The organism is Pseudomonas sp. LB-090624 (assembly GCF_003205205.1).
GTDB lineage: Bacteria > Pseudomonadota > Gammaproteobacteria > Pseudomonadales > Pseudomonadaceae > Aquipseudomonas.
In genome coordinates this window covers 25,538-38,007 of the sequence record NZ_QJRL01000037.1, presented here as the reverse complement: position 1 = coordinate 38,007, position 12,470 = coordinate 25,538, and the positions used below count along the sequence as shown (strand labels likewise).

14 protein-coding genes are annotated in these 12,470 nt (G+C 62.2%); 9 read left to right on the top strand and 5 right to left on the bottom strand.

The annotated features are described in order from the left end of the window. Positions 1–249: 249 nt before the first annotated feature. Positions 250–1,449 carry a tyrosine--tRNA ligase gene (tyrS, locus tag DMX11_RS23280; RefSeq protein ID WP_110747320.1) on the bottom strand — a complete coding sequence of 400 codons (1,200 nt, stop codon included), beginning with the start codon at positions 1,447–1,449 and terminating at the stop codon, positions 250–252. 213 nt (positions 1,450–1,662) lie between these two features. Here tyrS and DMX11_RS23270 point away from each other — a divergent pair, with 213 nt between their 5' ends. Both DMX11_RS23270 and DMX11_RS23265 read left to right on the top strand, forming a co-directional pair. Further along, positions 1,663–3,084: a peptidoglycan DD-metalloendopeptidase family protein gene (locus DMX11_RS23270; protein WP_110747317.1), complete on the top strand. Its 1,422-nt coding sequence runs from the start codon at positions 1,663–1,665 to the stop codon at positions 3,082–3,084. A 3-nt stretch (positions 3,085–3,087) separates the two neighbouring features. Then, the gene (locus DMX11_RS23265; protein ID WP_110747314.1) at positions 3,088–4,179 is read left to right on the top strand and encodes an anhydro-N-acetylmuramic acid kinase; all 1,092 of its coding nucleotides are present in this window, start codon (positions 3,088–3,090) and stop codon (positions 4,177–4,179) included. A gap of 59 nt (positions 4,180–4,238) precedes the next feature. Here DMX11_RS23265 and erpA read toward each other — a convergent pair whose 3' ends face one another. Both erpA and argC read right to left on the bottom strand, forming a co-directional pair. Further along, the gene (erpA, locus tag DMX11_RS23260; RefSeq protein WP_003255511.1) at positions 4,239–4,589 is read right to left on the bottom strand and encodes an iron-sulfur cluster insertion protein ErpA; all 351 of its coding nucleotides are present in this window, start codon (positions 4,587–4,589) and stop codon (positions 4,239–4,241) included. A 147-nt stretch (positions 4,590–4,736) separates the two neighbouring features. Continuing rightward, complete coding sequence (gene argC / locus DMX11_RS23255; RefSeq protein ID WP_110747311.1) at positions 4,737–5,771, bottom strand: N-acetyl-gamma-glutamyl-phosphate reductase; 1,035 nt, start codon at positions 5,769–5,771, stop codon at positions 4,737–4,739. 142 nt (positions 5,772–5,913) lie between these two features. On the opposite strand from argC, the gene hemJ reads away from it, so the two are divergent. The 6 genes from hemJ to DMX11_RS23225 all read left to right on the top strand — a co-directional run bounded on the left by hemJ (position 5,914) and on the right by DMX11_RS23225 (position 10,340). Further along, positions 5,914–6,339, top strand: a complete 426-nt coding sequence (gene hemJ / locus DMX11_RS23250) for a protoporphyrinogen oxidase HemJ (RefSeq protein WP_110747309.1) — start codon at positions 5,914–5,916, stop codon at positions 6,337–6,339. 28 nt (positions 6,340–6,367) lie between these two features. Then, the gene (locus DMX11_RS23245) at positions 6,368–7,324 is read left to right on the top strand and encodes a nitronate monooxygenase family protein (protein WP_110747307.1); all 957 of its coding nucleotides are present in this window, start codon (positions 6,368–6,370) and stop codon (positions 7,322–7,324) included. A gap of 67 nt (positions 7,325–7,391) precedes the next feature. After that, positions 7,392–8,174, top strand: coding sequence for an SDR family oxidoreductase (locus DMX11_RS23240; protein ID WP_110747304.1), 783 nt, complete (start codon positions 7,392–7,394; stop codon positions 8,172–8,174). Positions 8,175–8,237: 63 nt separating this feature from the next. Beyond that, complete coding sequence (locus DMX11_RS23235; RefSeq protein ID WP_016484636.1) at positions 8,238–8,576, top strand: histidine triad nucleotide-binding protein; 339 nt, start codon at positions 8,238–8,240, stop codon at positions 8,574–8,576. Between the two features lie 65 nt (positions 8,577–8,641). Further along, on the top strand, positions 8,642–9,289 hold the full coding sequence (gene coq7 / locus DMX11_RS23230) for a 2-polyprenyl-3-methyl-6-methoxy-1,4-benzoquinone monooxygenase (protein ID WP_110747301.1): 648 nt from the start codon (positions 8,642–8,644) through the stop codon (positions 9,287–9,289). Between the two features lie 10 nt (positions 9,290–9,299). Beyond that, positions 9,300–10,340, top strand: coding sequence for a DUF2157 domain-containing protein (locus DMX11_RS23225; protein ID WP_110747298.1), 1,041 nt, complete (start codon positions 9,300–9,302; stop codon positions 10,338–10,340). 128 nt (positions 10,341–10,468) lie between these two features. Here the strand turns inward: DMX11_RS23225 and DMX11_RS23220 are convergent, their stop codons facing one another. After that, on the bottom strand, positions 10,469–10,891 hold the full coding sequence (locus tag DMX11_RS23220) for an OsmC family protein (RefSeq protein ID WP_004376171.1): 423 nt from the start codon (positions 10,889–10,891) through the stop codon (positions 10,469–10,471). A 191-nt stretch (positions 10,892–11,082) separates the two neighbouring features. Between DMX11_RS23220 and crp the strand changes: the two genes are divergently transcribed. Then, positions 11,083–11,727, top strand: a complete 645-nt coding sequence (gene crp / locus DMX11_RS23215) for a cAMP-activated global transcriptional regulator CRP (protein WP_110747296.1) — start codon at positions 11,083–11,085, stop codon at positions 11,725–11,727. Here crp and DMX11_RS23210 read toward each other — a convergent pair. Further along, a complete protein-coding gene (locus tag DMX11_RS23210; RefSeq protein WP_110747323.1) occupies positions 11,724–12,428 on the bottom strand; it encodes a lipoate--protein ligase family protein in 705 nt (234 codons plus the stop codon). The genes crp and DMX11_RS23210 overlap by 4 nt on opposite strands. Between the last annotated feature and the right edge of the window lie 42 nt (positions 12,429–12,470).

Genomic DNA, 12,470 nt, shown 5'->3' with positions numbered 1-12,470 from the left:
TCAACCATCATCTCAACCACTGGCGATCATTCGATCGTAGCCCTTACAGCATCTTCCGAATCGCCTAACTCGTTGAATCTCAAGGAGTTTGTCGTTCCGTTGTCGCTGGAAGTGGGGCGCATTATAATGGGATTCGAAAGCCCGTCAACCTTTAATTTCAAGAAAACCTAATACTGCTGAAAACGAAGCGGGGAGGCCTATCGGCCTCCCCGCTTCTATATAGCTTATACAGCTAGACCATCCAGGCAATTACTCAGCCTTGAGGGTGACCCGGCCAAACGACTTCTTGCCCGCTTGGCACACATGCGTGGCACCAAGGACGAACATGAAGTCCTTGTCGACCACTGCACCATCAACCTTCACCGCGCCGCCACTCAGCAAGTCTCGCGCCTGAGCCGAGTTCTTGACCAGGCCAGCCCGGTTCAACACCGCAGCAATTGGCAGGTCTTCGGCCGCAGCTACTTCGATCTCCGGCAAGTCTTCCGGCAGCTCGCCTTCCTTCATACGGTTACCGGCAGCACGGTGAGCATTGGCCGCCGCCTCCTCACCATGGAAGCGCGCCACAATTTCTTCCGCCAGCTTGATCTTGATGTCACGTGGATTGGCGCCATTGGCAACATCGGCCCGGAACTGCTCGATTTCTTCCATCGAACGGAAGCTCAGCAGCTCGAAGTACCGCCACATCAGGGTATCCGGGATCGACACCAGCTTGCTGTACATCACCCCTGGCGCTTCCTGGATGCCGACATAGTTGCCTAGCGACTTCGACATCTTCTTCACGCCGTCGAGCCCTTCGAGCAGTGGCATGGTCACGATGTTCTGCGCTTCCTGGCCATATGACCGCTGCAGTTCACGCCCCATCAGCAGGTTGAACTTCTGGTCGGTACCGCCCAGCTCGACGTCCGCCTTCAGCGCTACCGAGTCATAGCCCTGCACCAGCGGATAGAGGAACTCGTGAATGGCGATCGGCTGATTGGTGGTGTAGCGCTTGTCGAAGTCATCACGCTCCAGCATGCGCGCGACGGTGTACTGCGAAGCCAGGCGAATGAAGTCGGCAGGGGTCAACTTGTCCATCCACGTAGAGTTGAATGCGACTTCAGTCTTGGCCGGGTCGAGAATCTTGAATACCTGCTGCTTGTACGTCTCGGCGTTGTCCAGCACCTGCTCGCGGGTCAGCGGCGGACGCGTGGCGCTCTTGCCGCTTGGGTCACCGATCATGCCGGTGAAGTCACCTATGAGGAAGATGACCTGATGACCCAGATCCTGGAACTGGCGCAGCTTGTTGATCAGCACCGTGTGACCCAGGTGCAGGTCCGGGGCGGTCGGGTCGAAGCCGGCCTTGATGCGCAGAGGCTGGCCGCGCTTGAGCTTCTCCACCAGTTCCGACTCGACCAGTACTTCTTCCGCACCGCGCTTGATAAGCGCCAGCTGCTCTTCAACCGACTTCATAGACAAACCCGCAAGGCTCAGATTCAGGGGGAGCCAACCATACAAGATCGGCCGTCAAATACAAGTTTCGCAAAGGAATGTGACCCGAGCACGGGCTTGCGGCGTCTACGCGCCCTTGCGTGAAAATGGATTTGGTTATATTTTATACAGTTATTTCATCTTCATCATGTCATTCATCTTTTCCATTTCACCTTTTTCAAAGTCACCTTGCCCATGACCAACGAACCGCCTAAAGCGCCCCCGCTTTATCCGAAGAGCCATCTGTTGGCTGCCAGCGGCATCGCCGCCCTGCTCAGCCTGGCTTTGCTGGTATTTCCCTCCAGCGAAGTGGAAGCCAAGAAAACCACCCTCAACCTTGAGCTCGAGAGCCCCGCCGAGCAGCTGAAAGACGAATCCCGGGCCGCGCCACTGGTGCAAGCCGAAGGTGAGCAAGGCTCGCCTTTCGCCCAGATAGAAGAGGCTACCCCCGAAACCCAGAAGGCCGATCAGCAGGCCCCGGCCGCCGAACCGGTTGCCGAGACCGCCAAGGAGCCTGGCCACCGCGAAGTCACCGTGGCCCGCGGCGATACGCTGTCCACCCTGTTCGCCAAGGTCGGCCTGCCAGCCAATGCGGTGCATGACTTGCTGGCCAGCAACAAGCAGGCCAAGCAATTCAGCCAGCTCAAGCATGGCCAGGTCTTGCAATTCGAGCTCGACAAGGATGGCCAGTTGGCCAGCCTGCACAGCAAAGTCAGCAACCTCGAAACCATTCGCCTGACCAAAACCGCCAACGGCTACGCATTCAACCGTGAAATCAGCAAGCCGGTGATACGCACCGCCTATGCCCACGGCGTGATCAAGAGCTCGTTGTCAGCTTCGGCCCAGCGCGCCGGCCTGTCCCACAGCATGACCATGGACATGGCCCGCGTGCTGGGTTACGACATCGACTTCGCCCAGGATATTCGCCCAGGGGACGAGTTCGACGTGGTCTACGAACAGAAGGTGATGGACGGCAAGGTCGTCGGCACCGGTAACATCCTGTCTGCGCGCTTCACCAACCGCGGCAAAACCTACACTGCCGTGCGCTACACCAACAAGCAGGGCAACACTACCTACTACACCGCCGACGGCAACAGCCTGCGCAAGGCATTCATCCGTACCCCGGTGGACTTCGCCCGCATCAGCTCGCGCTTCTCCGCCGGTCGCAAGCACCCCATCCTGAACAAGATCCGCGCCCATAAAGGCGTCGACTACGCGGCCCCACGCGGTACCCCGATCAAGGCAGCCGGTGACGGTCGCATCGAACTGGCCGGGCGCCGTGGTGGCTACGGCAATACCGTGATCATCCAACATGGCAACCGCTACAAGACGCTGTATGGCCACATGCAGGGCTTTGCCAAAGGCATCAAGACCGGCAGTACGGTCAAACAGGGCCAGATCATCGGCTACATCGGCACTACCGGCCTGTCCACCGGACCACACCTGCACTACGAGTTCCAGGTCAACGGCGTGCACGTCGACCCGCTGAGCCAGAAGGTGCCAATGGCTGACCCGATCGCCAAGAACGAACGTCAGCGCTTCCTGCAGCAGAGCCAGCCGCTGATCGCCCGCATGGATCAGGAAAAGGCCACCCTGCTCGCAGCGAACAAGCGCTAGGCCATGGCGCTCTACCTGGGGGTGATGTCCGGTACCAGCCTCGATGGCCTGGATATCGCCCTGATCGAACAAGGCGAGCAGCTTGAACTGCTCGCCACCCACTACCTGCCCATGCCCCCAGACCTGCGCCAGGACCTGCTGGCCCTGTGCAGCAGCGGCCCTGACGAGATTGCCCGAGCAGCACTGGCGGAAAACCGCTGGGCCAGCCTGGCCGGCGAAGGTATCCGCCAACTGCTGGCTCGCCAGGGGCTGAAGCCTGACGCCGTTCGCGCCATCGGCAGCCACGGCCAGACCATTCGCCATGAACCGGCCCGCGGCTTTACCGTACAGATCGGCAACCCCGCACTGCTCGCCGAGCTGACCGGCATCAGCGTGGTCGCCGACTTCCGCCGTCGCGATGTGGCTGCCGGCGGCCAGGGCGCGCCACTGGTACCGGCCTTCCACGAAACCCTGTTCAGCCAGCTTGGCCGACGCCTGGCAATCCTCAACGTAGGCGGTTTCAGCAACCTCAGCCTGATCGAGCAGGACAAGCCGGTTCATGGGTTCGATTGCGGCCCGGGGAACGTGCTGCTAGATGCCTGGATCGAGCGCGAGTGCGGCCACGCCTACGATGCAGATGGTGCCTGGGCTGCCTCGGGTGTGGTGCAGCCCAGCCTGCTCGGCGCACTGATGTCTGACCCGTTCTTTGCTGGCAGCGGCCCCAAGAGTACCGGCCGCGAGGTGTTCAACCTACCTTGGCTGGATCGCCACCTGGCCAACCTGCCGGCATACCGGGCCCAGGACGTGCAGGCGACACTGCTGGAGCTGACCGCACGCAGCATCATCGATTCGCTTGGCAAAGCCCAGCAAGGCACCGAGGCGCTGTTGGTCTGCGGTGGGGGCGCCCGCAACGGCGCGCTGATGGCCCGTCTTGGCCAGCTGCTACCGGCGGCCCGTGTGGCAAGCACTGGCGCCTATGGCGTAGATCCCGACTGGGTCGAAGCCATGGCCTTCGCCTGGCTGGCTCACTGCTGCCTGGAGGGTATCGCCGCCAACCGCCCCAGCGTCACTGCCGCCAAGGGCCTGCGCATACTGGGCGCGATCTACCCGGCATAGCCGCTACGCCAGAAAGCAAAACGCCGCGCAATTGCGCGGCGTTTTCGTATGCCTGACCCTTAGATCGAAAACGACGACCCGCACCCGCAGGTGGTCGCGGCATTCGGGTTCTTGATCACGAAGCGCGAGCCTTCCAGGCCTTCCTGATAGTCCACTTCGGCACCCGCCAGGTACTGGAAGCTCATCGGGTCGACCACCAGCGACACGCCCTCACGCTCGACGATGGTGTCATCTTCGGCCACGTCTTCATCGAAGGTGAAGCCGTACTGGAAGCCCGAGCAACCGCCACCGGTAACGAACACTCGCAGCTTCAGACGCTCATTGCCTTCCTCATTGACCAGGTTCTTCACCTTCTGGGCTGCCCCGTGGGTAAATTCCAGACCTGTGGGGGTGAAGGTTTCGACGCTCATGATGATTCTCCCGGCGCGGTAGCCGCCATAAAACTCGATGACGCGCATTATCCGCTTTCCCGAGAAAATCGGTCAAGAATTGTGCGGCTTTAGTCGCGACCTGCAAAAAGGCCCGCACGACGCAGGCCTTTTCCAGTGCTGGCTGGCTTACGGCAGCAAGCCGGCATGGGACAGGCCCATGCGTTCATCCAGCCCGAACAGGATGTTGAGGTTCTGTACCGCCTGGCCGGAAGCGCCCTTGACCAGGTTGTCGATTACCGACAGCACCACTACCAGGTCACCACCCTGCGGACGATGAACGGCAATGCGGCAGACGTTGGCACCACGCACGCTACGGGTTTCCGGATGGCTGCCTGCTGGCATCACGTCGACGAACGGTTCATCAGCGTAGCGTTTTTCGAACAGCGCCTGCAGGTCGACCGAAGTATCGACCACGTTCGCGTACAGGGTGGCATGGATGCCACGGATCATCGGCGTCAGGTGCGGCACGAACGTCAGGCCAATATCCTTGCCAGCGGCCAGGCGCAGGCCCTGGCTGATTTCTGGCAGGTGACGATGCCCCTTGACTGCATAGGCCTTCATGCTCTCGCCGGCTTCGCAGAACAGCGAACCCACCGCGGCGCCACGGCCAGCACCGCTGACACCCGACTTGCAGTCGGCGATCAGGCGCGACGGGTCGGCCAGGCCCGCTTCCAGCAGCGGCAGGAAGCCCAGCTGGGTGGCAGTCGGGTAGCAACCCGGCACTGCGATCAGACGCGCCTGGCGGATCTTCTCGCGGTTCACTTCTGGCAGGCCGTATACCGCGTCCTTGAGCAGCTCAGGCGCGCCATGCGGCTGCCCATACCACTTGCCCCACTCGGCGGCATCCTGCAGGCGGAAGTCGGCAGACAGGTCGATCACCTTGGTGCCGGCCGCCAGCAGCTCACCGGCCAGGGCGTGGGCAACACCATGCGGGGTGGCGAAGAACACCACATCACAGGCCCCCAGAGCCTTGCTGTCCGGTACGCTGAACGCCAGCCCGTCATAGTGGCCACGCAGGTTCGGGTACATGTCCGCCACCGCCACGCCCGCCTCGGAGCGCGAAGTGATGACCGCCACTTCGGCCTGTGGATGCTGTGCCAGCAGACGCAACAGTTCGACGCCGGTGTAACCCGTGCCGCCGACGATACCGACCTTGATCATAACGCTTGCCCCTTATCAACGAGCCGTCTGGAAAGCGCACGATAATAGGGGGGCAAGGCGCCTGTAACAACTCTCCGGGTGACCCTTCGGGCGCTTGACCACTACTATCTGACGACCGTGATTACCTGAAGGAACTCCCTCCATGCTTTACCTATGGATCAAAGCGCTGCATATCGTCAGCGTGGTCTGCTGGTTCGCCGGCCTGTTTTACCTGCCGCGACTGTTTGTCTACCACGCCCAGAGCCAGGACAGCATCAGCCAGGAACGCTTCGTGACCATGGAGCGCAAGCTGTACCGCGGCATCATGAACCCAGCGATGATCGCCACTTACGTGTTCGGCGCCTGGATGCTCTACCTCACCCCCGGCTGGCTCAGCCAAGGCTGGCTGCATGCCAAGCTGACCCTGGTGATTCTGCTGACCGGCTACCATCACGTGTGCGGCGCCCAGCGCAAACGCTTCGCCAATGGCACCAATACTCGCACCCACGTTTACTACCGCTGGTTCAACGAAGTGCCTGTGCTGTTCCTGCTGGGCATCGTAATTCTGGTGGTGGTCAAGCCGTTCTGACATAGCCACCCCACCAAGGAGCCTTGCCATGTCGCTACCTGCCTCGCTCGAAGAACGCCTGCGCCTGCCAGTGGTTGCCGCACCGATGTTCTTGATTTCCAACCCCAAGCTGGTTTTGGCCTGCTGCGCCAGCGGCATCGTTGGCAGCTTCCCGGCCTTGAACCAGCGTGACAGCGCTGGCTTCAAGGCGTGGCTGGAAGAAATCGAGGTTGGCCTGGAGCAACAGCAGGCCCCGGCGCCCTATGCCGTGAACCTGATCGTCCACCCGACCAACCCGCGCCTGCAAGCCGACCTGGCCTTGTGCGTGGAGCACCGGGTGCCGATCGTCATTACCAGCCTGGGCGCGGTGAAGGAAGTGGTCGATGCCGTACACGGCTACGGCGGCCTGGTGTTCCATGATGTGACCACCCGCCGCCATGCGGAAAAGGCCGCCGAAGCCGGTGTCGATGGCCTGATTGCCGTTGCTGCCGGCGCGGGCGGGCATGCCGGCACCTGGAGCCCTTTCGCGCTGGCCGCAGAAATTCGCCAGTTCTTCGACAAGACCCTGCTGCTGGCGGGCTGTATCAACCATGGCCACGAAATCCTCGCCGCTCAACTGCTGGGGGCTGACCTGGCATACATGGGCACGCGCTTTATTGCCACGACAGAAAGCCAGGCCCAGAACGCCTACAAACAGATGCTGCTGGATGCCCACGCCGCCGACATCGTCCACACACCGGCGGTATCCGGCGTCCCCGCCAGCTTCCTGCGCCCTAGCCTGGAGCAAGCCGGCTACGACATGAACGCGCTCAAGGGCGGGCACGAACAAGGCAAGCTCAAGCCAATCGACGATGAAGCCAAGGCCTGGAAGACCGTCTGGTCAGCGGGCCAGGGGGTCGGCAGTATCGATGACCTGCCGGGCGCCAGCACATTGATAGCGCGCCTGCGCGACGAGTACCGGCAGGCCATTGAGCGTTGCCAGGCTCTGCGCCCAAGGGCCTTGTAGCAAAAGGCAACACCTTGCTCGGGCAAGCTGTACACTAAGCGCCCTCTTCCGCCCCCAGGAGCTTTGCATGACCCGTTACGCCATGATTACTGGTGCTTCCAGCGGCCTGGGCCTGGCCCTGGCGGAAGCACTGGCACGGCGCGGGCGCAACCTGATCCTGGTGGCACGCCAGCGCGAAACGCTGGAACCGGTGGCCATGGAGTTGACTCAGCGTTTCGGTGTCGAGGTACTGTTCCGCGCGTGCGACCTGAGCCAGCCACTGCGCCTGTCGGGCTTCGTACTGGAACTGGAAGAAGGCGAGCGACGTATCGACCTGCTGGTCAATTGTGCAGGCCAGCGCACCTACGGGCCGTTCCTTGCCCATGAGTGGGCCGATGAACAAGACTTGCTGGAGGTAAACGTGCTGGCCCTGAGCCGCCTGTGCCACGCCATCGGCAACCTGATGGCCATACAAGGCGGCGGGCAGATCCTCAACGTCGCCGGGCTGGCCGGCATGGCGCCTGGTCCGTGGATGGCCACCTACGCTGCCAGCAAGGCCTATGTGCTGAGTTTTTCCCAGGCCCTGCGCGAAGAACTCAAGCGCACCGGCATCAAGGTCTCGGTATTGTGCCCCGGCCCGGTGCGCTCGTCGCGTCGGCGCATTGCCCACCTGGATGGCAAGCCACGCTGTCTCAGCCCCGAGGAAGTGGCGCTGTACACCGTGCGTGCCTTGGACAAGAACCGCACGCTGATCATGCCTGGCCGGCGCAACCGCTGGTTGGCTTTCGCCCCGCGCCTGCTGCCGCGCTGGCTGGTGCGCAAGCTGGCTGGGGTCATTCACCGCCGCTATTGCCCGGCCGGCATGGAATAGCCACTGGGCGATCGGCGCGTGGCTGAGTACACTCGGCCCGACCCTCACCATGGAGCAAGTGCTGTGGACGATCTATTCCTCAAAATCATCAACCGGGAAATCCCGGCGGATATCATCTACGAAGACGACCAGGTCCTGGCCTTCAAGGACATTGCACCCGCAGCGCCGGTACATTTCCTGGTCATCCCGAAAAAGCACATCCGTACGCTGAATGACCTGACCGAAGAGGACAAGGCCCTGGCTGGCCACATTCTGTTCACCGCCCAACGCCTGGCTGTCGAACAAGGTTGCGAGGAAGGCTTCCGTGTGGTCATGAACTGCAACCCCAAAGGCGGGCAGACCGTCTATCACATCCATATGCACGTGCTCGGCCAGCGCCAGATGAACTGGCCACCGGGCTGATCCACGGCAAGCGACCCCGCCGCTATTGCGGTAAACTGTCGGGCACATTCTTGCGGAGGTGCCCGATGGCTACCGAACGTCACTACTCGCCGCTCGACCGCTTGTTGCTGCAGGCCGATACCGCCATGCGCACCTTGCTGCCCTTCAGCGGCCAACCCGCCCGGCCATCGCCGGCCATCATCCAGCCAGATACCGACCTGGACGAACAGCAGTCCCGCCATATTGCCGGGCTGATGCGCATCAACCACACCGGTGAAGTGTGCGCCCAGGCGCTGTACCAGGGCCAGGCCCTGACCGCCAAGCTGCCCGAAGTGCGCAAGGCCATGGAGCATGCCGCTGAGGAAGAAATCGACCACCTGGCCTGGTGCGAGCAGCGGATTCGCCAGCTGAACAGCCACCCTAGCGTGCTCAACCCGCTGTTCTACGGCATGTCGTTCGGCATCGGCGCACTCGCCGGGCTGGTCAGCGACAAAGTCAGCCTGGGATTCGTGGCCGCCACCGAGCATCAGGTGTGCAAGCATCTGGACGAGCATCTTGAGCAGATCCCGCACGAAGACGAAAAGTCCCGGGCCATTCTCGAGCAGATGCGCATCGACGAAGAGCAGCATGCCGAGTCTGCCCTGGAAGCCGGTGGCTATCGCTTCCCTGCCCCTGTCCGCTTCGGCATGAGCTTGCTGGCCAAGGTCATGACCAAGAGCACCTATCGCATCTGAAGGTTTACCCATGACGGACCGATTCGACGCCAAGGACCTGGCGCGCGCCGTGCAAGCCGGCATACTCCAGCCGGGCCAGGACCACGCCCTGCTGGCCTTCCTGCGCCAGCAGCCTGCAGCACGCGGCAGCTTCCAGCTGGCCCATGTTGCTTTCTACTTTGGCGCCATGCTCATCATGGCAGCCATGGGCTGGTTGCTCACCGAGGCCTGGATGAGCATCGGCGACGGCGCATTGCTGGTCATTGCCAGCCTGTACATCCTGCTGATCACCTGGTTCGCCCTCAACCTGCAGCGTCGTGCCCAGCCTGTGGCCGCCGGCGTACTGGCAGCGGTCGCGGTCAGCATCGTGCCACTGGCGGTCTTCGCCATCGAGCGCCTGGCGGGTTGGTGGCCAATGGATGACGCACAAGCCAACTACCACCAGTACTACACCTACGTGCAAGGCGGTTGGCTGGCAATGGAAGCGGCCACGGTAGTTGCCGGGGTACTGATGCTGCGGTTGATTCCCTACCCGTTCATCGTCATGCCGATTGCCGTGGCCTTGTGGTTCATGTCGATGGACCTGAGCGAATGGTTCTTCGGCTCGCCGTTCAGCTGGGAGCAGCGTCGTGAGGTGTCGCTGTGGTTCGGGCTTGGGATGCTGGCGGTGTTCCTGGTGGTGGACGGCCGCACGCGTGAGGACTACGCCCGCTGGGGTTACCTGGCCGGGTTGGCGGCATTCTGGGGTGGTCTCACGTTGCTGGACAGTGGCAGCGAGCTGGGCAAGGCCCTGTATTGCCTGATCAACATTGCGCTGATGGGCATCGCGGTGCTGCTGCGCCGGCCGGTGTTCATGGTGTTCGGGGCTTTAGGGGTGGCGGCTTACCTGGGGTACCTGTCGTACGAGGTGTTTGCCGAATCGCTGCTATTCCCGGTGGTGGTGACCTTGATCGGGCTGGGGGTCATCTGGCTGGGGCTGGTTTACCAGAAGCGGCGGGAGCGGTTGAGCCAGGCGCTCAGAAGCAGTCTCCCGCAATGGTTACGGATGGCCCTTCCAGCCCTGCGCAACTAAAAGTCGCCGGGCTCCATGTGGGGCGAATTCAGCCGCGAACACCGACGCAGCAGATACCATCCACCGCGCTGCCTGCTTCGCGGGTAAACCCGCTCCCACAAGGGCTGCCACGCAGCCCCGGTGTACGATCAACCCAGCTCTACAATCTCGTACCCATGGGTAATCTCGACCCCGGCACGCTCCAGCATGATGGAGGCCGAGCAGTACTTCTCCGCCGACAGCTCCACCGCCCGCTTGACCTGCGCCTCTTTCAGCCCACGCCCTTTCACCACAAAGTTCATGTGGATCTTGGTAAAGACCTTCGGGTCTTCGCTTGCGCGCTCGGCTTCCAGGAACGCCTCGCAGCTTTCCACCGCCTGGCGCGACTTCTTCAGGATGCTGACCACGTCAAAGCTGCTGCAGCCACCCAGGCCCAACAGCAGCATTTCCATCGGGCGCACACCCAGGTTGCGGCCACCGGCCTCGGGCGGGCCATCCATCACGACGACATGGCCGCTCCCCGATTCGCCGAGGAACATCGCCTCACCGGCCCACTGGATACGTGCCTTCATCTACCTGGACTCCTGATTTTCGGAAAAGGGTGTCAGCTTAGACCTTGTGCGGCTGTGGGAAAAGTACGTGACGTGTCGGTTTACTACCGAAACATACCGTAGTGTCTGATAAGCTGGCGCCAAATGACTGGCGCTTTACGCCAGCCAGCCTCTACAAAAAGCCTATGCCTCGTATCGAACAGGATTTCGTGATGGTCGCCTCTGCCCTACCCGCCAAGATCAAGAACATCGACAAACTGCTGGTGCATTGCCAGCGCCGCCGCTACACCGCCAAAAGCAACATCATCTGCGCCGGCGACCGGGCCGAGACACTGTCGTTCATCATCAAGGGTTCGGTAACCATCATCATCGAGGACGACGACGGCCACGAAATGATCATCGCTTACCTCAACAACGGCGACTTCTTTGGCGAGCTTGGCCTGTTCGAGCCCGTTGACGGTGAACAGCAGCGCAGCGCTTGGGTACGCGCCAAGACCGAATGCGAAGTGGCCGAGATCAGCTACGACAAGTTTCGCGAACTGACGCGCCAAGACCCGGACATCCTCTATGCGCTGGGCAGCCAGATGGCCCAGCGCCTGCGCAACACCACGCGCAAGGTTGGCGACCTGGCATTTTTTGATGTGACCGGTCGGGTTGCCCGTTGCCTGCTGGAGCTGTGCAAGCAGCCCGACGCCATGACCCACCCAGACGGCATGCAGATCAAGATCACCCGCCAGGAAATCGGCCGGATCGTTGGCTGCTCGCGGGAAATGGTCGGCCGCGTCCTCAAGGACCTCGAAGAACGCAGCCTGGTGCAGGTCAAGGGTAAGACCATGGTGGTCTACGGTACCCGCTAGTCCTTGGGCAGCTCGGCGAGCACCTTGGCGTAGGCCTGTGACAGCCGTTCGAACCACGGCGCAGCAGGGGCCACCTCGTGCAAGGCAATGTGCGCATCCGCGCGGCAGCGTTGCTCCAGCTCGCAGCACTCGTTGAAGCGATTCACCGCTGCCACCATCGATTCACGCTCGTTGTCCAGCAGCAACGCCCCGTGCACCAGCACCACCGGGCGTTTGCCGCCCAGGCCTTGGCGCCATCGTTGGGCCGTGCCAACCAGCTTGCGGCCGTTCAGGTTGACGTTATAGCGGCCATCGCAGAACGCCCCGTCGATTTCCCCTACCGAGGCTACCCCGCCCCACTCGCGCAACACGTCGCACAGCGGCAGGCACAGGCGCTCGTAGGCGTTTTCGATACGGCCGTGGTCGCCTTCGCTGCGTGGGGCGACGTAGACCAGTGCAACGTTCACGGTCGAATGCGACTGCGGCACCGGCTCACCGCCGGTTTCGCGTAGCAGCACGGGCCAGCCGGCGATGGCCAGCTCAGCGCAAGCAGCCTCGAAATTGTCCAGGCGGCTCATGCGCCGGGGCATGACCAGCGCATGGTCGGTGGGGCGCCAGAACAGCACACCATTGTCGCGCTCGCCGCGGCATACGGCTGCCAGCAGTTCCTGCTCGGCGTGCAGGCCTTGTTCAACGGTCAAGGCCAGGGGTTGATCGGTCATTGATCCACCTTTGATGTTGTTATTGATGGCCTTTTCGCCGGC

What these genes read in the sequence shown, in the direction of transcription:
- tyrS (WP_110747320.1), bottom strand. Translation starts at nt 1,449, where the DNA reads ATGAAGTCGGTTGAAGAGCAGCTGGCGCTTATCAAGCGCGGTGCGGAA.
- DMX11_RS23270 (WP_110747317.1), top strand. Translation starts at nt 1,663, where the DNA reads ATGACCAACGAACCGCCTAAAGCGCCCCCGCTTTATCCGAAGAGCCAT.
- DMX11_RS23265 (WP_110747314.1), top strand. Translation starts at nt 3,088, where the DNA reads ATGGCGCTCTACCTGGGGGTGATGTCCGGTACCAGCCTCGATGGCCTG.
- erpA (WP_003255511.1), bottom strand. Translation starts at nt 4,589, where the DNA reads ATGAGCGTCGAAACCTTCACCCCCACAGGTCTGGAATTTACCCACGGG.
- argC (WP_110747311.1), bottom strand. Translation starts at nt 5,771, where the DNA reads ATGATCAAGGTCGGTATCGTCGGCGGCACGGGTTACACCGGCGTCGAA.
- hemJ (WP_110747309.1), top strand. Translation starts at nt 5,914, where the DNA reads ATGCTTTACCTATGGATCAAAGCGCTGCATATCGTCAGCGTGGTCTGC.
- DMX11_RS23245 (WP_110747307.1), top strand. Translation starts at nt 6,368, where the DNA reads ATGTCGCTACCTGCCTCGCTCGAAGAACGCCTGCGCCTGCCAGTGGTT.
- DMX11_RS23240 (WP_110747304.1), top strand. Translation starts at nt 7,392, where the DNA reads ATGACCCGTTACGCCATGATTACTGGTGCTTCCAGCGGCCTGGGCCTG.
- coq7 (WP_110747301.1), top strand. Translation starts at nt 8,642, where the DNA reads ATGGCTACCGAACGTCACTACTCGCCGCTCGACCGCTTGTTGCTGCAG.
- DMX11_RS23225 (WP_110747298.1), top strand. Translation starts at nt 9,300, where the DNA reads ATGACGGACCGATTCGACGCCAAGGACCTGGCGCGCGCCGTGCAAGCC.
- DMX11_RS23220 (WP_004376171.1), bottom strand. Translation starts at nt 10,891, where the DNA reads ATGAAGGCACGTATCCAGTGGGCCGGTGAGGCGATGTTCCTCGGCGAA.
- crp (WP_110747296.1), top strand. Translation starts at nt 11,083, where the DNA reads ATGGTCGCCTCTGCCCTACCCGCCAAGATCAAGAACATCGACAAACTG.
- DMX11_RS23210 (WP_110747323.1), bottom strand. Translation starts at nt 12,428, where the DNA reads ATGACCGATCAACCCCTGGCCTTGACCGTTGAACAAGGCCTGCACGCC.